We start from the raw sequence: 26,776 nt of genomic DNA on the forward strand, positions 1-26,776 counted from the left end.
GGCGGCGCCGGGGTGACGAGGCATAGGGCATTGGACTACGCGATGGGGTACGGCCATGGACATCAGTGAATTTCTCGACTCCTTCTTCGAGGAGGCGGTGGAACTGCTCGCCGACATGGAGGGGCATCTGCTCGAGCTCGACTGCAGCGCGCCCGATCCCGAGCAGCTGAATGCGATCTTCCGCGCGGCGCATTCGATCAAGGGCGGCGCCGGCGCGTTCGGTTTTCAGCGCCTGCAGGAAACCACCCACATTTTCGAGAACCTGCTCGACCATGCCCGGCGCGGCGAGCTGACGCTGCGCAAGGACATCGTCGACCTCTTTCTGGAAACCAAGGACATGCTTCAAGATCAGCTGGAAGCCTATCGCAGCGGCGGAGAGCCCGACCAGGCCGCCTTCGAGCGCATCTGCCGCGTCTTGCAGCAGCTGGCACTGGAGGAAATCGGCAAGGGCGCCGGTGAGCCGGGCAGCGCACCGGCGCAGGCCGTCGAGGCGCCGCCACCCCCTCCGCCTCCACCGGTGGTGGCCGAACCCGTCGCGACCGAGCCGGCTATGGCGGGCGGAGCCGGTGGCCATGGCGAACGCCGCCTGCAGGTGAGCCTGCTCGGCGTGCCCGCCAAGGATCGGGCGCTGCTGCTCGAGGAGCTGGCCCACCTCGGCACGCTGTGCGCGCAGCAGGGGGGCGATGCGCGCTACGACATCGAGCTGCTGACTGCGGTCGATGCGGACGACATCGAGGCGGTGCTGTATTTCATCATCGAGGCCGAACAGCTCCAGATCACGCCGCTGGCCGCCGCGCCGGCGGCTTCGGGCGCAGCGCCGGCGCCCGCAGTGACGGCCGCGCCGGCGCCGGCTGCAGCGGTCGTGCCGGCCCCCGCGCCCGTCCCGCCGGCTGCGCCTGAGGCGGCGAAGCCGGCGGCCGGGAAGGCTGCGCCGGCCAAGGCCGCTGCTGCGGCGAAGGGCGGCAGCGAGTCGTCGTCGATCCGGGTGCCGGTGGAGAAGGTCGACCAGATCATCAACCTGGTGGGCGAGCTGATCATCACCCAGTCGATGCTCGAACAGACCGCGAGCGGGCTGGACGACGTCACCCATACCGCGCTGCTCAACGACATGGGGGTGTTGCAGCGCAACGCGCGCGACCTCCAGGAAGCGGTGATGTCGATCCGCATGGTGCCGATGGACTACGTGTTCAGCCGCTATCCGCGCTTGGTGCGCGATCTCGCGGGCAAGCTCGACAAGGACATCGAGCTGGTCACCGAGGGCGAGTCGACCGAGCTCGACCGCAGCCTGACCGAACGCATCATCGACCCCCTCACCCACCTGGTACGCAACAGCCTCGACCACGGCATCGAGCCGCCGGCGGTGCGCGAGGCCGCGGGCAAGCCGCGCTGTGGCCGGTTGACGCTGTCGGCGCAGCACCAGGGCGGCAACATCCTGATCGAAGTCAGCGACGACGGCGCCGGGCTGAACCGCGACAAGCTGCTGGCGAAGGCGCGCGAGAAGGGCCTGGCGGTGGCGGACACGATGAGCGACGACGAGGTCTGGCAGCTGATCTTCGCCCCCGGGTTTTCCACCGCGGAGCAGGTCAGCGACGTTTCCGGCCGCGGCGTGGGCATGGACGTGGTCAAGCGCAACATCCAGAGCATGGGCGGGCGGGTCGAGATCTTCTCGCGCCTGGGCGAAGGCACCACCACCCGCATCGTGCTGCCGCTGACGCTGGCGATCCTCGAGGGGATGTCGATCCGGGTCGGCGAGGAAGTCTTCGTGCTGCCGCTGTCGGCGGTGCTGGAGTCGCTCCAGCCGCGGGCCGAAGAGCTGCATTCGATGGGTGGGGACGACGTGGTGCTGAAGGTGCGCGGCGAGTACCTGTCGGTGATCCCGGTGCATGAGGCGCTGGCGGTGGACGGGGCATGCACCGACCCGGTCGGCTGCATCGCGGTGATCGTGCAGGCCGAAGGGCGGCGCCATGCCCTGCTCGTCGACGAACTGATCGGCCAGCAGCAGGTCGTGGTGAAGAACCTCGAGACCAATTACCGCAAGGTGCCGGGCGTCTCCGCGGCGACGATCCTGGGTGACGGCCGGGTGGCGCTGATCCTCGACATCGGCGGGCTGCACCGCCTGAGCCGGGCGGCGAAGACGTCCGCAGCCACCCCGGGCAGGGCGCAGGAAGTACGGAAAACTTCGACGAAGGAGGTAGAGACGCTATGAGTCATTACAACGCTGATCCGGCTGCCGGCGGCGCCGAGGGGCAGCACCGCGAGTTCCTCGTGTTTTCGCTCGGCGACGAGGAGTACGCCGTCGACATCCTCAAGGTGCAGGAAATCCGCGGCTACGAGAGCGTGACCCGGATCGCCAACGCGCCCGATTTCATCAAGGGGGTGACCAATCTGCGCGGGGTGATCGTGCCGATCGTCGATCTGCGGATCAAGTTCAGGCTCGAGCGTACCGAGTACGGGCCCGAGACCGTGGTGATCGTGGTCAATGTCGGTGGGCGGGTGGTCGGAATGGTGGTCGATGGGGTCACCGACGTGATGACGCTGACCCCGGAGCAGATCCGGCCGGCGCCCGAATTCGGCGTCACCCTGTCATCGGATTTCCTCAGCGGGCTGGGTAGCGTCGATGACCGCATGCTGGTGATCGTCGATATCGAGAAGCTGCTGACGAGCGGCGAGATGGCGCTGGTGGAGGAGGTGCGAGCCTGACGCCCGAGACAGCGGGAAACCGCGGCGGCAGCGCTTGATACAACGAAAAAAGTGCCGGCCTCAGGGCGGTCACGACAGGATTCGAGAGCGAGGAGGGAACGTTCGATGCGCAATAACCAGCCCGTCACCCAGAAAGAATACGAGTTGAAGGACGAGCAGATCCTCAACACGCGCACCGACTTGAACGGTGTCATCACCTATGCGAACCGGGCCTTCGTCGAAGTCAGCGGCTTCGCCCGTGAGGAGCTGATCGGCGCGCCGCACAACATCGTGCGCCATCCGGACATGCCGCCCGAGGCCTTCGCCAACATGTGGCAGACGCTGCAGGCGGGCGAGAGCTGGCAAGGCCTGGTCAAGAACCGGCGCAAGAACGGCGACCACTACTGGGTCGAAGCGAACGTCACGCCGGTGATGGAAGGCGGCAGCGTGGTCGGCTACGCCTCGGTGCGGCTGAAGGCCGAGCGCGCTGCGATCGAGCGTGCCGAAGCCGCTTACCAGCGCATCCGCGAGGGCAAGGGCGGGGTCGCGCTGGCGCGCGGCCAGATCAAGCGCAGCGGCCTGCTGGGCTGGCTCGGCGCCTTCAACCTGCGCACCATGCGCGCGCGCATGATCGCGATGATGACGATCGCCGCGGGCTTGCTGATCCTCACCGGCGGGCTCGGCCTGTATGCGATGGACAGCGCCGGTCAGCGCGTGCTCGAACTGCGCCGCGACGGCCTGGAAGACATCGCCCGCCTGCAGCAGATCGACCAGCTGATCACCCAGGGCTATCAGTCGGTGGCTGCGTCGAACCCGATGACGGTACTCGAGGGGCGCGAGGAGCGGGCAGGGACGGTGGGCCGCCTGAGCTCGAACATGCTCGGGTTGTGGGACGCCTACCGCGCCCGCGAAATCAACCACACCGGAATCGCCGGCGAGTTCGACCAGGTCTTCCAGGGCTATGCCGATGGCCTGCAGGGCATGGCCGAGCTGCTCTCCGGCGGGGAGCCGTTCGAGGTGTACCAGGCGGTGATGCAGCGCTCCCCCGAACTCCAGGCCACCGGCATCAAGCTGTCGGCGCTGCTGTCCTCGCTGGTGGGCGAGAAGCAGGTGCTGGCCGCGGCGCTGGCGACCGAGGCCGAGGAGATGCAGGCGAAGATGGCGATGGTGCTGTCGGTCGGCGCCGCCCTCGGTCTGGTGCTGCTGACCCTGGTCGGGGTGATGGTGATCCGCAGCCTGCTGCGCGCGGTGGCCGAGCTGCGCGCGTTCGCGCTGCAGATCGCCGCCGGCAACATCGGCATCGATGCGCCCGAGCGCCGTGACGACGAGCTCGGCAAGCTGATGGGTGCGTTCGACGTGATGCGCCGCAGCCTCGGCAACATCGTCACCGAGGTCAACACCGGCATCGCCGTGGTGACGCCGGCCAGCCGGGAGATCGCGGCGAGCAACAACGACCTGTCCTCGCATACCGACCAGCAGGCCGCGGCGCTGCAGCAGACCGCCTCGAGCATGGAAGAGATGACTGCCACCGTGCGCCAGAACACCGAAAACGCCCGCCAGGCGAGCGGGCTGACGTCGGACAACGCCAAGCGTGCGCGCACTGCGGGCGATCACATGCGTGGCGTGGTGGACTCGATGGGGCGCATCACCGCGAGCTCGCGCAAGATGGCCGACATCATCAACGTCATCGACTCGATCGCATTCCAGACCAACATCCTCGCCCTCAACGCTTCGGTCGAGGCCGCGCGCGCCGGCGAGCAGGGGCGCGGTTTCGCGGTGGTCGCCGGCGAGGTGCGCAACCTCGCCGGGCGCTCGGCGAATGCGGCCAAGGAGATCCGCGCCCTGATCGACACCTCGTCGGCCGAGATCGAGGGCGGCGCCACGCTCATCCATCAGGCCGAAGCGTCGATCGGCGAAGTCGTCAATGCGACGAGCCGGGTCAACGACATCATGGGCGAGATCACCGCGGCCTCCGAAGAGCAGACCAGCGGCATCGGGCAGATCAACCAGGCGGTGGTCGAGATGGACAAGGTGACGCAGGAAAACGCCTCGCGCGTGCAAAGCACGGCGCGCGCGGCGGCGGCACTGGAACACCAGGCCGAGCAGCTGACGATCGCGATCGCCGCCTTCCGCCTGCGCGGCGCCGGCGCCGAGCGCGCAGGGCTGCACCACGCCGCGGTTCCGGCCACGCGCGCTGGCGGCGCGGCGAAGCCCCGTCCCGCCCTGGCGGGGGGCGATGCCGAGCCCACCAGCCGACGCCGCGTGCGCGCTGGCGCTCCCGCCGTGGCGCTGGCGGCGCCGGTGGGGATGGCGGCATCCGCAGTCGACGATTGGGAGGAGTTTTGAGCGTCGGACCCGATCCCGGGAGCCGGACGGGCGCTTCGGCGTCCGGCCTCTCCTGCGCGCGCGACCTCGAGCTGACTGCGGGTGACTTCGAGCGCATCCGCACCCTCATTTACGAGCGTGCCGGCATCGTGCTGTCCGAGCACAAGAAGGAAATGGTCTACAGCCGCCTGGCGAGGCGCTTGCGCCACCATGGGCTGCAGCGTTTCAGCGACTACATCGCGCGCCTCGAGCGCCAGCCCCAGGCGCGCGAGTGGGAAGCCTTCACCAATGCGCTGACCACCAACCTGACCGCCTTCTTCCGCGAGGCCCATCACTTTCCCCTGCTCGCCAGCCACGTCAGCGAGCGCCGTGGGCCGGTGCGGGTGTGGTGCGCAGCGGCCTCCAGCGGCGAGGAACCGTATTCGATCGCGATGACCCTGGTCGAGGCGCTCGGGGCGCGGGCGAGCGAGGCCCAGGTGATCGCGACCGACATCAACACCGACACGCTCGACAGCGCGCGCGAAGGCGTCTACCCGCTGGAGCGGCTCGAGCGCATCGACGAGGAGCGCCTGCGGCGCTTCTTCCAGAAAGGCCGGGGCGCGCGCCAGGGGTTTGCCCGGGTGCGCCCCGAAATCGCGGCGATGATCCGTTTCGAGCCGCTCAACCTGCTTGCCGCGAAGTGGCAGATCGATGGTCCCTTCGATGCGATATTTTGCCGTAACGTCATGATTTATTTCGATACCGCGACCCAGGCCCGGATCCTCGAGCGCTTTGCGCCGCTGCTCAAGGCCGACGGCCTGCTGTTTGCCGGGCACTCCGAGAATTTTTCCTACATCACCCAGTCGTTCCGTCTACGCGGGCAGACGGTGTATGTCCGTGCCGCCGGCGCACCCGCGCCCGCCGGCCGCCGCCCCGAAGGCGGGTTCGGGCGCGTCGCCGAAGAAGGGTGGGCGTCATGAGCAAGCCGCGCATCAAGGTGCTGTGCGTCGACGATTCGGCGCTGATCCGCAATGTCCTGAGCCGCATCGTCAATGAGCACGACGACATGGAAGTGGTGGCGGTCGCGCCCGACCCGCTGGTGGCGCGCGACCTGATCAAGAAGCACAACCCCGATGTGCTGACCCTCGACGTCGAGATGCCGCGCATGGACGGGCTCGACTTCCTCGAGCGCCTGATGCGGCTGCGGCCGATGCCGGTGCTGATGGTGTCGTCGCTGACCCAGGCCGGCTCCGAAATCACCCTGCGCGCGCTCGAGCTGGGCGCGCTCGACTTCATCGCCAAGCCGAGCGCGGACCTGCGCGAAGGCATGCTCGAATACGGCGAGCTGATCGCCGACAAGATCCGCGCCGCCGCCCGTTCGCGGCCGCGCGGGGGGGCGTCCGGGGTGCGGCCGGCGCCGGCGCGGCTGAAGGCGCCGCTGATCTCGAGCGAGAAGCTGATCATCATCGGCGCCTCGACCGGCGGCACCGAGGCGATCCGCGCGGTGCTCGAGCGGCTGCCGCCGAACAGCCCCGCGGTGATGATCGCCCAGCACATGCCGGGGGGGTTCACGCGCTCGTTCGCCGAGCGCCTCGACCGCTTGTGCGAGATCACCGTCAGCGAGGCGAGCGACGGCGAGCGGGTGCTCCCCGGCCACGCCTACATCGCCCCCGGCACTGCCCACCTCGAACTCGCCCGCAGCGGCGCGAACTACATCGTCCGCCTCAGCGACGCCCCGCCGGTCAATCGCCACCGGCCGTCGGTCGATGTCCTGTTCCATTCGGCGGCGGTGCACGCCGGGCGCAACGCGGTCGGCGTGCTATTGACCGGGATGGGCAAGGACGGCGCCGCCGGCCTGCTGGAGATGCGCCAGGCGGGCGCGGCCACGGTGGCGCAGGACGAGGCCAGCTCGGTGGTGTTCGGGATGCCGCGCGAGGCGATTGCGCTCGGCGGAGCCTGCGAAGTGCTCGGCCTCGATGCGATCGCCCCCCGCCTGCTCGAGCTCGTCACCCAGGCGGGGCACGTGCAGCGGGTGTGAGCGCCGCTTGTTGTTTCACTCATTTGAATTGAAGGAAAGGGAAGGTAGATGGCTGACAAGAACATGAGGATTCTGGTGGTGGATGACTTCCCCACCATGCGCCGGATCGTGCGCAGCCTGCTCAAGGAGCTGGGCTACAACAACGTCGATGAGGCCGAGGACGGCCAGGATGCGCTCACCAAGCTGCGCGCCGGCGGTTTCCAGTTCGTGGTTTCGGACTGGAACATGCCCAATCTCGACGGCCTCGAGATGCTGCGCCAGATCCGCGCCGACGGCGCCCTGAAGGCCCTCCCGGTGCTGATGGTCACCGCCGAGGCGCGCAAGGAGAACATCATCGCCGCGGCCCAGGCCGGGGCCAACGGCTACGTGGTGAAGCCTTTCACCGCGGCGACGCTGGAAGAAAAGCTGAACAAGATCTTCGAAAAACTGGGTATGTAATTGATTACGGCGGATTCCGTCGGAAGGAGCGATCATGAGCGCTGAGGCGCATTCGACCTCGCCGGGCGGCCACGCCGCCGGCGAGGACCTGATCCTGCGGATCGGCCAGCTCACCCGCATGCTGCGCGACAGCATGCGCGAGCTGGGGCTGGACAAGGAAATCGCCCGCGCGGCCGAGGCCATTCCCGATGCCCGCGACCGCCTGAGCTACGTTGCGACGATGACCGAGCAGGCCGCCGAGCGCGCGCTCAACGCCATCGATCGGGCGCAGCCGATCCAGGACACCTTGAGCACGCGGGCGAAGGAGCTCGACGACCGGTGGTCGGCGTGGTTCCAGAACCCGGTCGAGCTCGAGCAGGCCCGCGAGCTGGTGCGGGACACCCGCGGCTACCTCGGCGAGGTGCCCGATCTGACCCAGGCCACCCACCGCGAGCTGCTGGAAATCATGATGGCGCAGGATTTCCAGGACCTCACCGGGCAGGTGATCAAGCGCATGATGGACGTCATCCGCGAGATCGAGCAGCAGCTGCTGCAGGTGCTGATCGACAACGCCCCCGCCGCCCAGCAGGCGAACTTCGCCCGTGCGCCGAAGGAAGGCGCCAATCCCCTGCTCAACGGCCCGCAGATCAAGACCGAGGGCAATCCCGACGTGGTCGCCAACCAGGACCAGGTCGACGACCTGCTCGAGCAACTCGGGTTTTGAGTCCGCCCCGGCACCTGCCGCGCGCGGCCGCGGCGGTGCGGCGCGGCGCAGCAGGCGCGCGGCGTGCCCCCGCCCCCGCGCTTTTCCGCAAGCCCGAACTGGCGCCGAATCCGTCCGCTGTTTGCCGCACCGGCGGGGACGAAATGTTCGGACAATGCCCGGTTGCAATTTCATTGTCCGGGCGTGTCGATGGCAGACGACGGCAGCGATCAGGAAAAAACCGAACAAGCCACTCCGCGGCGCCTGGACAAGGCGCGCGAGGAGGGCCAGGTCGCGCGCTCGCGCGAGCTGGCCACGTTCGCCCTGCTCGTCGGCGGCGTGGGCGGTCTGTGGGTGATGGGTGCGGCGTTGTACGAACAGCTCGGCTCGATCATGGAGCAGGCCTTCCTGTTCGAGCGCACTCACGCCTTCGAGCCGCGGCTGATGGTGCTGGCCGGGTTCGAGCTGCTGCGCCGGGCCTTGTTCGGGATGATGCCGCTGTTCGCCCTGCTCGCGCTGATCGCGCTGATCGCGCCGGCCCTGCTCGGCGGCTGGCTGGTGTCGGCCAAGGCGCTGGTGCCGCAGTTCTCCAAGCTCGACCCGGTGAAGGGGCTGAAGCGGGTCTTTTCCACCCAGGCGCTGGCCGAGCTGTTCAAGGCGCTGGCGAAGTCGTTTCTCGTCGGTGGAGTCGGCGTGACCTTCCTCGCCCTGCATATCGACGAATTCCGTGTTCTGACCCAGATGCCGGTGGCGCGGGCGCTGGCGCGGGCGCTCGAACTGGCGGCGCAGGCCTGCGCCCTGATGGTGCTGACCCTGGTGGTGGTGGTGCTGATCGACGTTCCCTACCAGTTGTGGAGCCATGGCAAGAAGCTGCGCATGACCAAGGACGAAGTCCGCCGCGAGCACAAGGAATCCGACGGTGACCCCCAGGTCAAGGGGCGGATCCGCATGGTGCAGCAGCAGATGGCGCGGCGGCGCATGATGAGCAAGGTGCCCGAGGCCGACGTGGTGGTGACCAATCCAACCCATTTCGCCGTCGCGCTGCGCTACGACGCCGCGCGCATGGCCGCGCCGCGGGTGGTGGCCAAGGGCGCCGATGCGGTGGCGGCGCGCATCCGCGCGCTCGCCGTCGACCATGGCGTGCCCCTGCTGGAAGCGCCGGTGCTGGCGCGCGCGCTGCACCGCCACGTCGATCTCGACGCCGAGGTGCCGGCCGCGCTGTACACCGCGGTGGCGGAGCTGCTGGCCTGGGCCTTCGGCCTGCGCCGCGCGCAGCGCGAGGGCGGGGTGCCGCCTGCGCCGCCGCTGCTGGTGGTGCCGCCCGAACTGGAAGTGGCCGCGGTGCGAGCGGCGGGAGGTGAGGGGTGAACGGGTTCGGCCAGCGCCTGGCGGCAATGGACTGGCGCGCGCTGATGCGGCTGAACCTGTTCGCCGGTCCGGTACTGATCATCTTGATCCTGTCGATGATGGTCCTGCCGCTGCCGCCGTTCGTCCTCGACCTGCTGTTCACCTTCAACATCGCGCTGTCGCTGATGGTGCTGCTGGTGAGCATGTTCGCGCTGAAGCCGCTCGACTTCGCCGCCTTTCCCTCGGTGCTGCTGTTTACCACCTTGCTGCGCCTGTCGCTGAACGTCGCCTCGACCCGGGTCGTGCTCCTTCAGGGCCACCAGGGTGGCGATGCGGCGGGCAAGGTGATCGAGGCCTTCGGCCATTTCCTCGTCGGCGGCAACTTCGCCGTCGGCCTGGTGGTGTTCCTGATCCTGGTGATCATCAACTTCATGGTGATCACCAAGGGCGCGGGGCGGATCGCCGAAGTCAGCGCGCGCTTCACCCTCGATGCGATGCCCGGCAAGCAGATGGCGATCGATGCCGACCTCAACGCCGGCCTGATCGGCGAGGACGAGGCCCGCCGCCGCCGCGCCGAAATCGCCCAGGAGGCGGATTTCTACGGCTCGATGGACGGTGCCAGCAAGTTCGTGCGCGGCGACGCGGTGGCGGGCCTGCTGATCACCGTGGTCAACATCGTCGGCGGGCTGCTGATCGGCGTCCTGCAGCACGACCTGAGCTTCGCCAACGCCGCGCACACCTATGTGCTGCTGGCGATCGGCGACGGCCTGGTGGCGCAGATCCCGGCGCTGGTGATCTCGACCGCAGCGGGCGTGACCGTGTCGCGCGCCAACACCGAGCAGGACGTCGGCCAGCAGATGATCAGCCAGCTGTTCGTGAACCCGCAGGTGCTGCTGCTGTCGGGTGCGGTGATGGCGCTCCTCGGCCTGGTGCCGGGGATGCCCAACCTGGTGTTCCTGCTGTTCGCCGCGCTGCTGGTGGGGCTGGGCTGGACCCAGCTGCGCCGGCGCGCGCTTGCGCAGGCGGCGCCGGCCGCAGCGGAAACCGTCGCCCCGGTGGCGAGCGAGGCCCCGGAGGCGAGCTGGGAAGACGTCCAGCTGGTCGACACCCTCGGCCTCGAAGTCGGCCACCGCCTGATTCCGCTGGTCGATCACCGCCAGCAGGGCGAACTGCTTGGGCGGATCAAGAGCGTACGCAAGAAGTTCGCCCAGGAGCTGGGCTTCCTGCCACCGGTGGTGCACATCCGCGACAATCTCGAGCTCGGCCCGCACACCTACACGATCAGCCTCAAGGGGGCCGAGATCGGCCGTGCCGAAGTATTCCCCGGGAAGTGGCTGGCGATCGACCCCGGCCAGGTGTCGGGCACGGTGGAGGGCACCGCGACCACCGACCCGGCGTTCGGCCTGCCGGCGGTGTGGATCGACGGCGGCCAGCGCGAGCACGCCCAGGTGTTCGGCTACACCGTGGTCGACGTCAGCACGGTGGTGGCCACCCACCTCAACCACCTGATGCACCTCCATGCCGCAGAGATGCTCGGCCGCGACGAGATGCGCAAGCTCCTCGACCGCCTCGGTGACGACTACAAGCCGCTGGTCGAAGAAGTGGTGCCCAAGCTGGTGCCGCTCACCGCGCTGCAGCGCATCTGCCAGAACCTGCTCGACGAGGAGGTCAGCATCCGCGACCTGGTCAGCATCCTCGATACCCTGGCGGCCGAAGCCGCCCAGCCGCAGGACGTCGAAGCGCTCACCGCGCAGGTGCGGATCGCGCTCGGGCGTGCGATCGTGCAGCCCTGGTTCCCGGGGCGGGGCGAGATGCGCGTGATCGGCCTCGACGCGCGCCTGGAGCAGGTACTGACCCAGGCGCTCGGCGGCAACGGTGCGCTCGAGCCTGGCCTGGCGGAGATCCTGCTCGAGCAGACACGCGAGGCGCTGACTCGCCAGGAAGCCGCCGGCGACCCGCCGGTGATGGTCGTCGCCCATGCGCTGCGCCCGCTGCTGGCGGGCTTCCTGCGCCGGCGCCTGCGGCAGCTGGTAGTGTTGTCGCAGGCCGAAATTCCCGATGACCGCATCTTGCGGGTGACTACCGTGGTCGGAGCACGAGGATGAGTGTGAAACGTTTTGTCGGCGCCAACAGCCGCGAGGCGATGCGCCAGGTGCGCGCCGCCCTCGGCGACGATGCGCTGATCCTGTCGAACCGGCAGATCGAGCAAGGGGTGGAGATCATCGCCATCGCCGACCATGCCGCCGCCGCCCTCGGTGCGCGTGCGGTCAATGTTCCGCCGCCGCCCGCAGCGCCTGCGGCTGCCGGCGCGGACGGCGTGCGTGCGGCGGCCGCGCCGAGTGCGCGCGATCCCGCGCCGCCCTTTGCCCGCCCTGCGGCGTCTGCCGCCCCCGCTGCCGCCGCCGAGCACGGGCTGCAGACGATGAGCGCGATGAGCGAACGCCTGCTGCGCGAAATGCAGGAGATGCGCAGCCTGCTCGCCAGCACCCGCGGCGACCGCCCGCTGCGTGCCCGCGCATCGACCCTGCCGCTGGTCGAGCTGCTGCGGGGCGCCGGTTTCAGTGCGGCCCTGGCCGAAGAACTCGCCCACGGCGAGCCCGAGGAGCTCGAAGCCGGCGCCGACGATGCCCGCCTCGAATGGATCGCGCGCAGCCTGCTCGCGCGCCTGCGCCGGCTCGAGGACGAAACCGCCTTCCCCGGCTCGAGCCGGGTCGTCGCCCTGGTCGGGCCGACCGGGGTCGGCAAGACCACCACCACGGCCAAGCTCGCCGCACGTCTGGTGATGCGCCACGGCCCCGCCGGCGTGGCCCTGGTCAGTACCGACAGCTTCCGGATCGGCGCCCACGAGCAGCTGCGCATCTACTCGCGGTTGCTCGATGTGCCGATCCACGCGCTCGATGCCGGCGCAGCGGTCACCGAGGTGCTGACCGGGCTGGTCGACCAGCGCCTGGTGCTGATCGACACCGTCGGCACCAGCCAGCGCGACCAGCGCGTCATCGAACAGAGCGCCCGCCTGCAGCAGGCCGGGATCGCGGTGCGCCTGGTGCTGCTGCTCAACGCCGCGGCCCAGCCGGAAACGCTGGAGGAGGTGATCGTGCGCTACCGCGAGGCGGCGCGTGCCGCCGGCGGCACGCTCGACGACTGCATCCTGACCAAGCTCGACGAAGCGGGGCGGATCGGGCCGGTGCTCGATGCGCTGATGCGCCACGGCCTGCGCCTGCTGTTCGTGTCCGCCGGGCAGCAGGTGCCGGAAGACCTGGCCCTGCCCGACGGCATCGCGCTGGTGCGCCAGGCGCTGGCGAGCAGCGCGGCGGCGGCGGCGCCCGGCGCCCCGATCTACGAGCCGCCGGCGCGCTGGGCGCACGGCCTTATCGGCCAGGGGCGGCGGGTGAGCGCCATTCTCGGCGCGCTGCGCGAACGCGTCGGCGGCTTCCGCGAGTTCGAAACGGCCTGCGACCTTGCCGGCCTGCCGGCGGCGGTGCGCGAAGCGCGCCTGCGCCCGCTGTGCGAACAGGCGCTCGAGCGGAGCGCGCCGGCCGGGATGCGCTGGATGGCGCGTGCGCCGCTGGCCGGCTGCGACTGGGCGATGCCCGATATCGGCGTGGACGGTGACGGCCACTGGATGGCCACCGCGCTGCTCCAGCACCACGCCCCGGCGGGCCAGCTCGAGCGCCTGCGCTGGGCTCGCGAGCGCCTGGGAACGAGCGTCCATCTGCTGCCCGCGCTTCCCGACGAGGCCGCCTGGGCCTGGCTCGAGGCCGCTGGGCACGAGTGGTCGAGCGTGGTCCGCGGCAGCCAGCGCGTCACCTGTGGGGGCGAGCGCCATCCGCTTGTGCAGCTGCGCGCGCTCGCTTCACCGGGTGGCGAATACCGCGTGCGGATGCGTTCGCGGCCGGCGCGGATGTGCCTCTCCCGGCTTGCCGTCAATGCCAATCCGGGGGGGCGCCGGACGGCGCCTGCCCGCCCCGCCTGCGCCTGGTTCGCCGAGCTGCGCGATGCCGACAGCGGCGCGGCGCTCGGGCAGCGCTACTGGATCACCCCCGACATCGCCGAGGCGGCAGCGTTGCCCCTGCTCGCCGGCCAGCTCGACGGCGAAAGCCTGCCGCGCCTGACCCGCCATGCCTGGCAGCGCCTGCCCCAGCTGTGGCAGGTCGATACCGGACGCGAGCTGCGCCTGCTGCTGGCCGCCGGGCTGGCGGCGGCGGCGGCCAGCCTGGACGCCGCCGAAGGGCAATGGGCGATGGACTTGCGCGCCGAACTGCTGGGGCTGGCCGGAGGGCGCCGGCGGCGCAGCGCGACCAACCTGCTCGAGGCCCTGCTTTACCTCGGCGCCGCCCGCGACAGCCTGCGCCAGGTCGCGATCGGCGCGCTCGACGGTGAACGCGGAGCCGGGGACTGACGATGCTGAGCGAAGCCTTGCCTTCGTCCGCCGAGGCGCCGCCGGCGGCGGCGAGCCCCGACCAGGCTGCCGGGCTGCGGCGCTGGATGGCGGCGATGGCGCTGGGCGCTGCGGGGGGCGCCGGCGATGGGGCGGGGGCGGACCAGTCCTCGTGCCCGCTGCCGGCGGAGCCCGCGCCCGGCCCCGCAGCGCGGCCTCCGCCGGCGGCGGTGGCGGCGCCTGCCCGCGCGCTCGATCCGGCGTCCGCCGCGCCGCGGGAGACGGCACCGTGCACGCTGATGGTGCTGGGCCTTGGCGAAAGCCGCAGTGGGCTCGCGGCCGAGGTGCTGGAGGCGTGGGCGCGGGCGGGCAAGCGCTGGGTCGGCGACCCGGCGCGCTGGCGCATCGTCGCGGTCGATGCCGCCAGCCCTCAGCTCGCGCCCCTGTGCGCGCAGCAGCCGCGCTGGGCGCTGTGGGTGGAGGGCGAAGGCGACGCGTTCCGCCGTGCCTATCGGGTGTTGCGGCAACTGGCGGCGGCGGGCGGGCCGCGGCGCTTGCTGGCGCTGCATCCGCCGGGCTGGCCACGGCGCGGCCTGCTCGCCAACCTGCAGCAGGTCGCGGCGTCCTGCCTGGGCATCGAGCTGGTGGTGCTGGCCCGATGAAGGGAAGGCTCGCGGGCGGACTGTCGGTGCTGTGCGCGGTGGGTGCCGCACTGGGTGCCACCGCCGCCGGCAGCTGGGTGGCGAATGCGCCGGGCGTGCCGGTTCCGGTTTCGGCGCGCGCGGTGCGTTCGGCAGAGCTGCTGCCGCCGCCGGGTGCGGCCGTCGATGGGCGGCGTGTCGCCTCTGTGCATTGGCAATATGCGTTGCCGCCCTCGGCCCGCGCGCACGCCTGGCTGTGCCAGGCCGAGCACTGCGTCGTGCTGGGCGGCGCGCGCGGCACGAGTACCGCCTTTGCCGGCGCGGCCGCCGGCAGCGGGTTCCATTTCCGCTTTGCGGCGGCTCCGGGTGCCCCCGGCGGGGCGCGCGCGAGCCGCATGCAGGTGATTGTCAACTACCAGTGACGCGGTGAGCGGTCCGCAAGGTCCGCCGCCCGACCCGATCCAGAATTCGATCCATGTATACCGCACAGGGCAAGATCAATCAGGACGCACTGCTGGAGGAATACCTGCCGCTGGTGCGGCGCCAGGCGCTTGCGCTGCAGGTGCGCCTGCCGCCCAGCGTGGAGCTGAACGACCTGATCCAGGCCGGGGTGGTCGGGCTGATCGAGGCCTTCGGGCGCTACGATCCGACCCAGGGCGCGGGTTTCGCCACCTTCGCCAGCCAGCGCATTCGCGGCGCGATGGTCGATGAGCTGCGCAGCCGCGACTGGCTGCCGCGCAGCGTGCGGCGCAGCGCCCGCGCGCTCGACGAGGCGGTGCGCGCACTGGAACAGCGCCTCGGGCGCCCGGCGACGGAGCTGGAAGTGGCGGCCGAGCTGGGGATGGAGCTGGAGACCTACCACCAGCTGCTGAGCGACACCAACAGCGGCCAGCTGCTGCCGCTCGAAGAGCTGCTGCAGGCCGGGATGGAGCCGGTCGACGAGCGCCTCGAGCCCGATGCGCCTTACGCTGCGCTGCTCGAGCGCGAGCAGCGCGGCCGGCTCGTCGAGGCGATCGAGGCCCTGCCCGAGCGCGAGAAGCTGCTGATGGCGCTGTACTACCAGGAAGAACTGAACCTGAAGGAGATCGGCGCCGTGCTCGGGGTCACCGAGTCGCGGGTGTGCCAGCTCCACAGCCAGGCGCTGGCCCGCCTGCGCGCGCGCTTGCGGTGAACGCGGGGCGCGGTGGCGGCGGAGCCGCAGCGCGGTCCTTGCGACCGTCGGCGCCGCCGCTTCCTGCGCCCTTGCCGCTTACTCCAGGCCCTGGCTGGCGAGATATTCCTCGTAGGTCCCGCGGTAGTCGATGATCTGGTGGTCGAGCTTGATCTCGATGATGCGGGTGGCCAGCGAGCTGACGAACTCGCGGTCGTGCGAGATGAACACCAGCGTGCCGTTGAACTTGTCGAGGCCGGTGTTGAGCGACTCGATCGACTCCATGTCGAGGTGGTTGGTCGGCTCGTCCATCAGCAGCACGTTGGGGCGCGACAGCATCAGCTTGCCGAACAGCATCCGGCCCTGCTCGCCGCCGGAGATGACCTTCACCGACTTCTTCACCTCGTCGCCCGAGAACAGCAGGCGGCCCAGGGTGCCGCGCAGCAGGGTCTCGTTGTCCTCGCCGGTGGCGGCGGCGGTGATCCGCGAGTAGGGCGCGATCCAGTCGGTGAGGCTGACGTCCGCGGCGAAGTCGCTCGAGTGGTCCTGCGCGTAGTAGCCCGGCTTGGCCTTCTCCGCCCACTTGATGGCGCCCTTCTGCGGCGCAAGCTCGCCGACCAACAGCTTCATCAGGGTGGTCTTGCCGACGCCGTTCTCGCCGATGATTGCGACTTTCTCGCCGGCCTCGATGGCGATCGAGAAGCGGTGGATCAGCGGCTTGTCCATGCCCTCGTAGGCGAAGGAGACGGTGTCCACCTCGCAGGCGAGGCGGTGCAGCTTGTCCTTGTCGTCGTAGTCGAAGCGGATCCACGGGTACTGGCGGCTGGACGGCTTGACGTCCTCGGGCTTGAGCTTGTCGATCAGCTTGAGGCGGCTGGTGGCCTGCTTGGCCTTGGACTTGTTGGCCGAGAAGCGGCGCACGAACGCCTGCAGCTCCTGGATCTTGTCCTTGGCGCGGGCGTTGGCCGAGGACTGGCGCTCGCGCGCCATCGTCGACGCTTCCATGTAGTCGTCGTAGTTGCCGGGGTAGATCGTGATCGTGCCGTAATCCAGGTCGGCCATGTGGGTACACACCTGGTTCAGGAAGTGGCGGTCGTGCGAGATGATCACCATCGTGCAGTCGCGGTTGTTGAGCACGTCCTCGAGCCAGCGGATGGTGTTGATGTCGAGGTTGTTGGTCGGCTCGTCGAGCAGCAGGATGTCGGGGTTGGCGAACAGCGCCTGCGTGAGCAGCACGCGCAGCTTCCAGCCCGGGGCGACCTCGCTCATCGGGCCGTTGTGGAGTTCGGTGGGGATGCCGACGCCGAGCAGCAGCTCGCCGGCGCGCGCTTCCGCGGTGTAGCCGTCGTATTCGCCGACCTTGCCCTCGAGCTCGGCGGCGTGCATGTAGTCGTCCTCGGTGGCGTCCGGGTTGGCGTAGATCGCGTCGCGTTCCTTGATCGCCGCCCACAGTTCCTCGTGGCCCATCATCACCACGTCGAGCACGCGCATGTCTTCATAGGCGAACTGGTCCTGGCGCAGGTAGGCCATGCGCTCGTGCGGGTCCTTGGAGACGTTGCCGGCGGAGGGGTCGAGCGCACCGCACAGGATCTTCATGAAGGTCGACTTGCCGGCGCCGTTGGCGCCGATCAGGCCGTAGCGGTTGCCGTCGCCGAACTTGACGGAGACGTTCTCGAACAGGGGCTTGGCCCCGAACTGCATGGTGATATTGGCGGCGACGAGCACGGAGAATCCTGATTTTCAGTTAAAACAAAGCCTTGCATTATAGCCAGCGCAGCGGGCTTTGTGCGGGGCGGATGCGTGCCGTGGTCGTGGGCCGGGCGGGAGGAGGGAGGGCGCTCAGTGCCGGTCCACGATGATCCGGTTGCGCCCGCTGCGCTTGGCCTCGTACAAGGCCTGGTCGGCGCGCTTGAGGTAATCCGATGCGTATTCGGCCGTACTCGGGATGCCGATCGCGACCCCGGCACTGATCGTGAAACCGATCCCCTGGCTGCCCGCCGGTGCGCGCAGGGTGGCGATCTCGGCGTGCACGGCCTCGATGCGGGCGAGGGTGGCGTCGGCATCGGAGAAGGGCAGGAAGAGCACGAACTCCTCGCCGCCGAGGCGGGCCAGGCGGTCGGTGTCGCGGCGGAAGTGGGTGCGCAGGCAGTCGGCCAGCAGGCGCAGGCACTCGTCGCCTGCCGGATGGCCCCAGGTGTCGTTGATGTGCTTGAAATGGTCGATGTCGATCATCACCACCGCGAAGCCGGTCCGGCTGCGCTGGCACCAGGCGAAGCCGGTGTCGAATTCGCGGTCGAAATACTTGCGGTTGCCCAGGCCGGTGAGGCCGTCGCTGAGGCTGTACTGTTCGAGTCGGGCGTTGGCTTCGGCGAGCTGGCGGTTGAGGGTGCCGAGCTTGCGGTTCCACAGCAGGAGCGCGACCAGTGCCAGCACGCCGATGCTCGCCCATTGCCAGAGCAGGCGGTAGTCCACTTTCTGTTCGACGGCGATGGCACGCCATTTCGATTCGATCCGGTGACGATCCTGGGTGCCGAGGGTGGCGATCAGTTTGCGGGCGATGGCGTGCAGTTCGGGGAGGTCGTTGCGGGTTGCGACCGACAGCGCGGCGTCGCCGGGAATGCGGCCGAGGACCTTGATGTCGGCCAGCCCCAGTTCGTGCAGATGGTAGCCGGCCGAGTTCAGGTTGCTGAGCAGGCCGTACAGGGTGCCGCGCTGGAGCCGGTGCAGGCCGTCGATTTCGCTGTCGACTTCGACGATATGGATCAGCGGGTAGCGTTCGCGCAGCCAGCGCAGGAGGGAATGGCCCCGCACCACGCCGACGTTGCGCCCGGCGAGCTGGTCCATGTCGTCGAGAAAGGGTGTTTCGATGCGCCCGAGCAGGATGTGGGGAACGGTGTAATAGGGATCGGTGAAGTTCAGGTAGGTGAGCCGCTCGGGGGTTTGCACCGCCAGCGTCAGCAGGTCGCAGCGGCGCTCGCGGATCGCCCCGAGCGCGTCGTTCCAGCTGGGAAGGAGGACGGTCTCGAAGCGCACCCCGGAGCGGGAGGCGAACAGGCCGAGGAAGTCTGCGGCCATGCCGCTGTGGCGGCCCCGGGCGTCGACGCCTTCGAACGGCATCCAGTTCGGTGAGGTGCACACCTTCAGCGTGTTCTGGCGCTCCTGCAAGAAGCTGCGCTCGCGGTCGTCGAAGGCGACGGGGGTGCCGTCCCCGCCTGCCGTGGCGGCCGGCAGCGCTGCGCCCAGCCAGCGATTGGCGATCGTGTGGCGCTCGGTCGGCGACAGGCTGGCGAGCGCGGCGTCGATGATCGCCGCCAGCGGCTCGAGCGCGGGGCGCACGCCGAAGCGCAAATCCTCGCCGGAATGGCCTTCGAGCTCGAGTTCGCCGGCTACGTGGAGGGAGCTCAGGCCGAGGGTGCGGATCCAGTGCTGGCCGTTGTGCAGGGGGGACAGGACGGCATCGACGCTGCCTTCCGCGAGCGCGGTGAACATCGCCTGCTGGGACGAGAAGGCGAGCACGCTGTCGCCGAGGTGCGCGCGCAGAGGCTGCTCGTAGAACACGCCCGCAGTCACCGCGACCCGCATCCCGTGCAACTGCCCGGCCGAGGTCAGGCGGCGGGTGTGCTCGGTGCGTGTGAACACAACGTTCGGGATCCGGTGGTAGGGTGCGGTGAAGCGGGTGAAGCGGCGGCGTTCCGGGGTCTCCGAGATGTTGGCGATGAGGTCGATCTCGCCGCGCTGGAAGAGTTCGAGGAGGACCGGCCAGGTATCGGCGACGATGATCGTCTGCAGGCCGGTGAGATCCTGGACGCGGAGCAGCACATCCACCGCCAGCCCCTGCGTCCGGCCGTCGTCGGCGAAGCTGAAGGGCGGATAGTCGCGCGTGATCCCGACCCGCAGCGGCCCCAGGCCGCGCACATAGAGGGCCTGCTGCTCGCTGAGGCGGAAGTCGCCGCCGGTTTCCGCCGGGCGGCCGCCGAGTTCCTGCCAGCGGTGCTCGAGTTCGGCCAGCCGGCCCGGTGCGATGGCGGCGACCGCGGCCGCCAGGCGGGCGTGCAGATCCGGGGCCTGAGGGGGAACGCCGATGCGGAAATCCTCGATCTCCAGTCCGCCCATCGGGATGCGCGCGGCGACGCCGATCTGGTTGAAACCGGCCTTGCGGGCGAGAAAGCCGAGCGCCAGCTCGGGACCGACGATGGCGTCGACCCAGCCGAAGGCGATCGCGCGCACCAGGTTGGGCAGGCCGTCGTATTCGACGAGCTCGATGCCGTGGTCGACGAGCGCGCTCTTGAAGTAGATGTCGCGCACGATACCGACGCGAAACCGTTTGAGCCCGGCCAGATCGGCGACCGGCGGCAGCGGCCGGCGGGTGTCGTGCATGACGACGGTGTGGCGCAGGTGATAGGGCGCGGTGAAGCGGACCTGTGAGCTGCGCTCCTCGCGGTAGGAGATGCCGTCGATGGCGTCGATCTCGCCACGCAGGAACGCGGGGTAGAGCTCGGGCCAGCTGCCGGCGCGGTATTCGAAGCGCAGGCCCGCCTGGCGGGCGATTTCGTCGAGGACGTCGATCGAAAAGCCGACGACCCGGCCGTTCTCGACCCAGGTATAGGGCTCGTGGTCGGCGACGACGCCGATCGTCACCGTGGGCAGCGGTTCCGCGCGCGGCTCTGCGGCGATGGAGGGGCGGCCCGCCATGCACAGCATGAACAGGCACAGCGCCAGGAAGCGCAGGGCGGTCGGGATCAAGGCAGGCATGCGTTACGCACGGGGGCGTGGTCGAAGATCAGGGCCGTCCCGGCGCGGCCCTGCGGGGAATTCATGTGGGGGTGGGGCGCAGGATGCGGCTTTGCCGCCTGTGCGCGGAACACGCGATCCGACCGTACGCCATCGCCATCAGGGTTTACTCTGATGGCGCTACTTTAACACCTTTGAAAGGCGGGCCGCCGCCGTAATGGCTTTCAGCCTGCCGGTGCCTGGGTGGCGGCGAAGCTGGCGCGCGCGAACAGGCGCTCGGCGAGCGGCTGCAGGCCGGGGTGGCGGCTGCGCCAGTCGAAGTCGGGGAAGCGCAGGTCGAGGTAGCCCAGGGTGACGGCGACGGCGATGTCGCCGAGCTGCATGGCATCGCCGTTGAACCACGGGCGGTGGCCGAGGCGGCGCTCCAGTTCGGCCAGGCCGCGCTCGACCTTGTCGAACTGGTGGGCGATCTCGCGTTCGCTGCGCTCGCCGTCGGGGCGGCGGGATTCGAGCAGGGCGGCGACCGCGGCGTCGGCGACGCCGTCGGCGAGCGCCTCGGTCTGGCGTACGCGCACGGTTTCGAGCGCGCCGGCGGGCAGCAGCGCCGGGGCCGCGCCGAGGGTTTCGAGGTAGCCGGCGATCACCGGCGAGTCGAAGAAGGCTTCGCCTTCGGCGGTGAGCAGTACCGGCACCTTGCCCAGCGGGTTGAGGCTGGGGATACGGGTGTTGGCCTCCCAGGGGGAGTCGATGACGAGTTCGAAGGGGAGCGCCTTTTCTGCAAGGATGATGCGGATCTTGCGGGCGTAGGGGCTGGTGAGCGAGGCGAGCAGTTTCATGGGGCGGGAGTCTCCGTGACGTGACCGGGCGGTGGCGGCGGGGCTGAAAGGCTCAGGCACCGGCGCGAGGCAGGCTGCGCGCGATGAGGTCGCGGATCACGTGCAGTTTGCCGTGGAAGAAGTGATCGGCGCCGGGCACGACGGTGACCGGTCGCTCCTGCGGGCGCGCCCAGTCGAGCACGTTGGCAAGCGGCACGGTGTCGTCGTTTTCGCCGTGGATCAGCAGCGCGGGCAGTTGCGCCGGCAGCGCCGGGGGGGCGTAGTGACGCGCGCCGTCGGCGGCGGCGCCGGTGGCCATGCCCACCAGCACGAGCTGGCGGGGCGGGGCGATGTCGGTGGCGAGGCGGGCGGCGACCCGGGCCTGGACGAAGCCGCCGAAGGAAAACCCCCCCAGCACCAGCGGCAGGCTGCCCCAGCGCGACTGCGCCCAGCTGATCACCGACAGCATGTCTTCGGTTTCGCCTGTACCGTGATCGTGCTCGCCGGTGCTTTTGCCGACGCCGCGGAAGTTCGGGCGGATCACCGCGTAGCCGAGGTCGCGGAAGGCGCGCGCCAGGGTGTGCGCCACCTTGTTGGTGTTGGCGCCGCCGTACAGCGGATGGGGATGGCACACCAGGGCGAGGCCTCCGACCGTCGCCGGGGCGTCGATCAGCACTTCGATGTCGCCGGCCGGGCCGCGCAGCAGGGCCGGTTCGGTGGGCAGCGGGCGGCTCATGCCGTGCCCTCGGGCAGGCGCAGGCGGTCGACGATGTGGCCGCCCACGAGGTGGCGGTCGATGATCTCGTCGATGTCGTCCTTGTCGATGTAGGTGTACCAGACGTTGTCCGGGTACACCACCAGCACCGGGCCGTCGTCGCAGCGGCCGAGGCAGCCGGCCTTGTTGATGCGCACGCCGCCCCCGCCGCCCTTGCCCTTGAGGCCGAGCGCGGCGATGCGCTCCTTGGCGTAGGTCTGCAGCGCGCTGGCCTGGTAGTCGTTGCAGCAGCGCTCGCCGGCCGGGCGCTGGTTGCAGCAGAAGAAGACGTGATGTTTGAAGTAGCTCATGGCGTTTCTCTGGAGGACGGGGCGCGCGCAGGCGCCACGGGCATTCGATTATAGGCGGCGGCCGCTCCGCGGGGAGGGGCTGCCGAGGTGCTCCCCGCGCCACAGCCCGAGCGCCGACAGGTAGGCCAGCGCGGCGAAGGGCCACAGGCTCGAGCTGAGCCGGGTCAGGCCGTGGAAGTTGAGGAAGTTGCTGAACCCGGTGAGCTGGCGGTCGTAGGGCAGGTAGGGGTTTTCCGGGATCAGGTTCGCCAGCGCAGTGGCGGCCAGCAGGCTGGTGCCGGCCAGCGCATGCTGGGCGAGGCGCGGCAGCAGCAGGCAGGGCAGCAGCAGGGCGAGCCCGATCACGAGGCCGTGGCGGGCCCCCGGGGTGAGCCAGGCGAGCGGCGCGCCGGGCTCGAAGAAGGTCGCGGTGGCGAGCGTCTTCGCGGCCACGCCGAGGATCAGCACCAGCAGCACCGGGAGCGGATTGGCGCCGCGCGTCAGGCAGCGGGCGAACAGCCCCACGGCCAGCAGTGCGCTGGCGGTGAGGGCGGTGTCGAAGGCGATGAAGCGCTCGGCACGGAAGGGTAGCGGTGCGGGAATGCCGAGCAGGCTGCGCAGGTCGCCGCTGGAGAACAGCAAGCTGGTGGCGGTGAGCTGGCCCAGCAGCCACAGCCCGATCAGCACCAGCCCGAGTTCGCCGGTACGCCCGCCGATCACGGCGTGCGCGCGCCAGCGCTGCAGCCGGCCCTGGGGGCCGAACAGGATCGCGCCCCAGCGCGCCCCGGCGAGGGCGCCGAGGAAGGCGCCGGCGACGTTGCCGCCGAGGTCGAGGTTGCTGGCGATGCGGCTGGGGAGGAAGTTTTGCAGCGTTTCCAGCCCCAGGCTGAGCAGGCCGGCGAGCACGGTGGCCGTTGCCGCCGCGCGTGCCGCGCTCCATCGTGCGGGCAGGGCCGCGGCGAGGAGGAAGCCCAGCGGCAGGTAGCCGAGGATGTTGAAAACGAAATCCTCGGCGATGAAATACTGCGGCCACGGCGCCCACAGGTAGTCGAGCGCCGGCAGCCCACTGTCGCGCCAGCCGGTCAGCGGGTGCAGGCAGGCGTAGGCCACCAGCAGCGCATAGGCCGGTGCGAGCGTGCGGGCGAAAGAAGCGGAGGATCGTGCGCTCATGGCAGGCCGCCGGCGATGCCGGCGGAGACGGGGAATGCTCCGGTCGGTGGGCCGGCCATTGTGCCAGCTCGCCGGGCGGGGATCATGCTGCGCCGCCGCGGCGTGACGGAAGAAAATGCTTGCGCCGACGCATGTTGCAGTGCAGCATGCGTCCATGCCGACCCCTCCCGGGTCTCGCTCACCACCAGGACTACCTATGAACACTTCGCCCGAGAAGCTTCTCGCCGCCACCCGATCCGCCGCCGAAGCACAGGTCGTCGCACTCTCCTCCGCCAGCGACAGCCTGCTGTCGGCCGTTGAACACCTTGCCGCCCTCAACCTCAACACCACCCGTGCAGTGCTCGACGACGCCATCGTGCTGGGCCGTGCTGCTGCCGCCGTGCGCGAGCCGAAGGCATGGTTCGAACTGCAGCTCGGGATGATCGTTCCCGCGCTGCAAAAAAGCTTCGCCTACGCCAGGGCAGTCGGCGGCATCGCCACCCAGGCCCGCTCCGAGCTGCTCGGGCTCGCCGAATCCGGCGTGTCGCAGTCCCTCCAGGGGGTCATCGCCACGCTCGAGAATCTCGACCGCAATGCGCCGGCGGGCTCTGCGACGGGCTCCAGATTCGCCGCCGAAGCGTTGAAAAGCGCCGTTGCCAACGCGTCGTCCGCCTACGATGGCGCGAGCCAGGCGGTGAAGCAGGTCTCCGCTGCGGCCGAGGCCAGTGCCGACCATGCCGCCACCGCCACCGTCGATGCCATCGACCAGGCGACCAAGGCGACTGTAACGATGCTGAAGACCGCGGCCTGAGTCCATTCCCGGCGCCGCCGCAGGGCGCCGCGACGCGGCAGGCATATGCAGAAAGGCCAGCTTCAGGAGTGATGCTGGCCTTTCGCGCCGATGTCGCCGGGCCCCGCCGGCCGGCCTTTGCGGTACCGCGGAACAAACCCTGCGAGGCTGCGCTGGCGCATCCGGTGCCCGCGGCCGGATAATCGCGCATGACCGAACCGATCCCGCCGCGCTCCGCGCCCGCAGTGCCCGCTGCCCCTGCCGCTCCTTCTTTCGACGCATTGCCGCTGCCGCCTGCACTGCAGGCCGTGCTGAAGCAGCTCGACTATCGGGCAATGACGCCCATTCAGGCGGCGAGCCTGCCGCTCGCACTCGCCGGGCACGACCTCATCGCCCAGGCCAGGACGGGCAGCGGCAAGACGGCGGCGTTCGCGCTGACCCTGCTTGCCCGGCTCGACCTGCGCCGCTTCGCGGTGCAGGCCCTGGTACTGTGCCCGACCCGTGAGCTGGCCGAACAGGTGGGCCAGGAAATTCGCCGCCTGGCGCGCTTCGAAGGCAACATCAAGGTCCTGACGCTGTGTGGCGGCAGCACGATGCGGCCGCAGCTGGCGAGCCTCGGGCATGGCGCGCATGTCGTCGTCGGCACGCCCGGGCGGATCATGGACCACCTGCAGCGCGGCAGCCTCGTGCTCGACGCACTCGAGACCCTGGTCCTCGACGAAGCTGACCGCATGCTCGACATGGGCTTTCACGACGACATCGCATTCGTCGCCGGCAAGTGTCCGGCACGGCGCCAGACCCTGCTGTTCTCCGCGACCTATCCTGACGGCATCGACGTGCTGGCGCATCGGTTCCTGCGCGAACCGCAGCAGGTGAGGCTGACCGAGCCCCACGCGGGGGGTACGATCCGCCAGCGCTTCTACCGGGTCGAGCCGCAGGCGCGGCTGCAGGCGGTGGCTCGCCTGCTCAGGCATTACCGCCCGCTCAGTGCGCTGGCGTTCTGCAACACCAGGCAGCAGTGCCGCGACCTGGTCGACGTGCTGCGCGCGCAGGGTTTTCATGCCCTGACCCTCAACGGCGAGCTGGAGCAGCGCGAGCGTGACCAGGTCCTGGTCCGGTTTGCCAACCGCAGCTGCTCGGTGCTGGTGGCGACCGATGTCGCCGCGCGCGGTCTCGACATCTCGCAGCTCGAGGCGGTGATCAACGTCGACATGACGCCCGACCCCGACCTCCATCTCCACCGCATCGGCCGTACCGGCCGTGCCGAGCAGGACGGCTGGGCGTTGTCGCTGTGCACTCCGGCCGACCAGCGCCGCGTTGCGGCACTGGCCGAGGCGATGGGCCGGGAGCCGGAATGGCATGAGCTTGATGCCCTCCAGGACGAAGAGGCTCCGCCGCCGCCGCCGCCGATGGTGACCTTGCAGATCCTCGGCGGGCGCAAGGACAAGATCCGCCCCGGCGACGTGCTCGGCGCCCTCACTGGCGAAGCCGGCTGCAGCCGCGAGCAGGTCGGCAAGATCACCGTGACCGATCAGACCACCTACGTCGCGGTGGCGCGCGACATCGCCCCCGAGCTGCTGCGCCGGCTGGCCGCCGGCAGGCTGAAGGGCAAACCGGTGAAGGTGCGCGCGCTGGAGGAGTGAGCCTCGACGCGGCCGCTCCCGGCCCCGGCCCCGGCGCCTGCAGGACCCCCGCGCGCAACTGCTATCCCACGGCATCAGCGGAGTGCAGGCCGCGCACCACGACCGGCACGCCTGCACCGACGAAAAGCGCGCCGCGCTGGTGACCTGGGAGGCAAGGCTAGAGGCCATCCGCCAATCCGAGCGCACACCCTCGAACGTGGTTCGCCTGGGGCAGCGCGCCGCCTGAGCAACGGCATGCAGTAGGCCGAACTGTTCCATTGGATTACACTCCAACCATGCAAACCATCGCAGAACTGCCTGAGTACATCCGCGCCGCCGACAAGCTCATGAGCGCGGACGAACGACAGGACATCATCCGCTATCTCGCCGCGCACCCGAAAGTCGGTGACGTGATGGAGGGCACCGGTGGTGTGCGCAAATTACGATGGCGGCGTGGTGGACAAGGCAAGAGCGGAGGCGTTCGGGTCATCTACTACTTCCATAGCGAGGACATGCCGCTGTACCTGCTGACGCTTTTTGCCAAGGGCGACCGCGCCAACCTGACCAAGGCCGAACGAAACGAACTTGCCGACCTGACCGACCTACTTGTCAGGGCATGGAGGAACAGACGGACATGAGTACAGCATTCGAGAGCATCAAGCGTGGCCTGCAAGAGGCCATCGAGCACGCCGAAGGGCATTCCCCACCGGGCACCCGCATTCATCGCCCGCGCCCGGTGGACGTGAAGGCTCTGCGTGCCAAGGTGGGCATGACGCAAGAGCAGTTCGCCGCGCGCTTCGGGTTCTCGACGGCGACCCTTCGCCACTGGGAGCGAGGCGACCGCACGCCGCACGGCCCCGCGCTCGTACTGCTCAACGTCATCGAGCGCAACCCCACCGCCGTCATCGAAGCCCTGAGCGCCTGACCCGGCATGCCGCCCCTACCTCGACAGAGGGAAGAGCCGGACA

The 26,776-nt window shown here is 69.8% G+C and carries 23 protein-coding genes; 17 read left to right on the forward strand and 6 right to left on the reverse strand.

All coding sequences use genetic code 11. The features are described from left to right. Positions 1-55 precede the first annotated feature (55 nt). From cheA to Tchl_RS02185, 13 genes are all read left to right on the forward strand, one after another. The gene (gene cheA / locus Tchl_RS02125; protein WP_075146935.1) at positions 56-2,206 is read left to right on the forward strand and encodes a chemotaxis protein CheA; all 2,151 of its coding nucleotides are present in this window, start codon (positions 56-58) and stop codon (positions 2,204-2,206) included. Continuing rightward, complete coding sequence (locus tag Tchl_RS02130) at positions 2,203-2,700, forward strand: chemotaxis protein CheW (RefSeq protein WP_075146936.1); 498 nt, start codon at positions 2,203-2,205, stop codon at positions 2,698-2,700. The genes cheA and Tchl_RS02130 overlap by 4 nt, the downstream gene beginning before the upstream one ends. 105 nt (positions 2,701-2,805) lie before the next feature. After that, positions 2,806-5,025, forward strand: a complete 2,220-nt coding sequence (locus tag Tchl_RS18240) for a methyl-accepting chemotaxis protein (RefSeq protein WP_075146937.1) — start codon at positions 2,806-2,808, stop codon at positions 5,023-5,025. Then, on the forward strand, positions 5,022-5,963 hold the full coding sequence (locus Tchl_RS02140; RefSeq protein ID WP_075146938.1) for a CheR family methyltransferase: 942 nt from the start codon (positions 5,022-5,024) through the stop codon (positions 5,961-5,963). Before Tchl_RS18240 ends, Tchl_RS02140 begins: the two co-directional genes overlap by 4 nt. Then, on the forward strand, positions 5,960-7,021 hold the full coding sequence (locus Tchl_RS02145; protein WP_075146939.1) for a protein-glutamate methylesterase/protein-glutamine glutaminase: 1,062 nt from the start codon (positions 5,960-5,962) through the stop codon (positions 7,019-7,021). The genes Tchl_RS02140 and Tchl_RS02145 overlap by 4 nt, the downstream gene beginning before the upstream one ends. Positions 7,022-7,069: 48 nt before the next feature. Then, positions 7,070-7,459 carry a chemotaxis response regulator CheY gene (cheY, locus tag Tchl_RS02150; RefSeq protein ID WP_075146940.1) on the forward strand — a complete coding sequence of 130 codons (390 nt, stop codon included), beginning with the start codon at positions 7,070-7,072 and terminating at the stop codon, positions 7,457-7,459. A 34-nt stretch (positions 7,460-7,493) separates the two neighbouring features. Continuing rightward, a complete protein-coding gene (gene cheZ, locus Tchl_RS02155; RefSeq protein WP_075146941.1) occupies positions 7,494-8,162 on the forward strand; it encodes a protein phosphatase CheZ in 669 nt (222 codons plus the stop codon). A gap of 189 nt (positions 8,163-8,351) precedes the next feature. Further along, positions 8,352-9,509 (forward strand): flagellar biosynthesis protein FlhB, encoded by a 1,158-nt coding sequence (gene flhB / locus Tchl_RS02160; protein ID WP_075146942.1) that lies wholly within the window; start codon positions 8,352-8,354, stop codon positions 9,507-9,509. 26 nt (positions 9,510-9,535) lie between these two features. Further along, positions 9,536-11,593 carry a flagellar biosynthesis protein FlhA gene (gene flhA, locus Tchl_RS02165; protein WP_103893847.1) on the forward strand — a complete coding sequence of 686 codons (2,058 nt, stop codon included), beginning with the start codon at positions 9,536-9,538 and terminating at the stop codon, positions 11,591-11,593. Further along, positions 11,590-13,887, forward strand: coding sequence for a flagellar biosynthesis protein FlhF (gene flhF / locus Tchl_RS02170; RefSeq protein ID WP_075146944.1), 2,298 nt, complete (start codon positions 11,590-11,592; stop codon positions 13,885-13,887). The genes flhA and flhF overlap by 4 nt, the downstream gene beginning before the upstream one ends. A gap of 2 nt (positions 13,888-13,889) precedes the next feature. Next, on the forward strand, positions 13,890-14,528 hold the full coding sequence (locus Tchl_RS02175) for a hypothetical protein (RefSeq protein ID WP_075146945.1): 639 nt from the start codon (positions 13,890-13,892) through the stop codon (positions 14,526-14,528). Then, on the forward strand, positions 14,525-14,929 hold the full coding sequence (locus Tchl_RS02180) for a flagellar protein FlhE (protein WP_075146946.1): 405 nt from the start codon (positions 14,525-14,527) through the stop codon (positions 14,927-14,929). Before Tchl_RS02175 ends, Tchl_RS02180 begins: the two co-directional genes overlap by 4 nt. A gap of 53 nt (positions 14,930-14,982) precedes the next feature. After that, positions 14,983-15,678 carry an RNA polymerase sigma factor FliA gene (locus tag Tchl_RS02185; protein WP_075146947.1) on the forward strand — a complete coding sequence of 232 codons (696 nt, stop codon included), beginning with the start codon at positions 14,983-14,985 and terminating at the stop codon, positions 15,676-15,678. 78 nt (positions 15,679-15,756) lie between these two features. Here the strand turns inward: Tchl_RS02185 and Tchl_RS02190 are convergent, their stop codons facing one another. The 6 genes from Tchl_RS02190 to Tchl_RS02215 form a co-directional block, all read right to left on the reverse strand. Beyond that, entirely contained in the window at positions 15,757-17,382 is a 1,626-nt protein-coding gene (locus Tchl_RS02190) for an ABC-F family ATPase (RefSeq protein WP_075146948.1), read from the reverse strand. A gap of 114 nt (positions 17,383-17,496) precedes the next feature. Then, positions 17,497-20,409, reverse strand: a complete 2,913-nt coding sequence (locus Tchl_RS02195; protein ID WP_083945113.1) for a transporter substrate-binding domain-containing diguanylate cyclase — start codon at positions 20,407-20,409, stop codon at positions 17,497-17,499. A 203-nt stretch (positions 20,410-20,612) separates the two neighbouring features. Continuing rightward, positions 20,613-21,224 carry a glutathione S-transferase gene (locus Tchl_RS02200; protein ID WP_075146949.1) on the reverse strand — a complete coding sequence of 204 codons (612 nt, stop codon included), beginning with the start codon at positions 21,222-21,224 and terminating at the stop codon, positions 20,613-20,615. 52 nt (positions 21,225-21,276) lie between these two features. Further along, positions 21,277-21,939, reverse strand: coding sequence for an alpha/beta hydrolase (locus Tchl_RS02205; RefSeq protein WP_075146950.1), 663 nt, complete (start codon positions 21,937-21,939; stop codon positions 21,277-21,279). Further along, positions 21,936-22,268, reverse strand: coding sequence for a (2Fe-2S) ferredoxin domain-containing protein (locus Tchl_RS02210; protein ID WP_075146951.1), 333 nt, complete (start codon positions 22,266-22,268; stop codon positions 21,936-21,938). Before Tchl_RS02210 ends, Tchl_RS02205 begins: the two co-directional genes overlap by 4 nt. Before the next feature lie 48 nt (positions 22,269-22,316). Continuing rightward, on the reverse strand, positions 22,317-23,417 hold the full coding sequence (locus Tchl_RS02215) for a VanZ family protein (protein WP_075146952.1): 1,101 nt from the start codon (positions 23,415-23,417) through the stop codon (positions 22,317-22,319). A 196-nt stretch (positions 23,418-23,613) separates the two neighbouring features. Between Tchl_RS02215 and Tchl_RS02220 the strand changes: the two genes are divergently transcribed. The 4 genes from Tchl_RS02220 to Tchl_RS02240 all read left to right on the forward strand — a co-directional run bounded on the left by Tchl_RS02220 (position 23,614) and on the right by Tchl_RS02240 (position 26,733). After that, positions 23,614-24,207 (forward strand): phasin family protein, encoded by a 594-nt coding sequence (locus tag Tchl_RS02220; protein ID WP_075146953.1) that lies wholly within the window; start codon positions 23,614-23,616, stop codon positions 24,205-24,207. Between the two features lie 188 nt (positions 24,208-24,395). Beyond that, on the forward strand, positions 24,396-25,829 hold the full coding sequence (gene dbpA / locus Tchl_RS02225; protein WP_075146954.1) for an ATP-dependent RNA helicase DbpA: 1,434 nt from the start codon (positions 24,396-24,398) through the stop codon (positions 25,827-25,829). 275 nt (positions 25,830-26,104) lie between these two features. Then, entirely contained in the window at positions 26,105-26,446 is a 342-nt protein-coding gene (locus Tchl_RS02235) for a type II toxin-antitoxin system RelE/ParE family toxin (protein WP_075146955.1), read from the forward strand. Next, complete coding sequence (locus tag Tchl_RS02240; protein WP_075146956.1) at positions 26,443-26,733, forward strand: helix-turn-helix domain-containing protein; 291 nt, start codon at positions 26,443-26,445, stop codon at positions 26,731-26,733. The genes Tchl_RS02235 and Tchl_RS02240 overlap by 4 nt, the downstream gene beginning before the upstream one ends. The last annotated feature ends 43 nt before the right edge of the window (positions 26,734-26,776 follow it).

This window comes from Thauera chlorobenzoica (assembly GCF_001922305.1).
GTDB classification, from domain to species: domain Bacteria; phylum Pseudomonadota; class Gammaproteobacteria; order Burkholderiales; family Rhodocyclaceae; genus Thauera; species Thauera chlorobenzoica.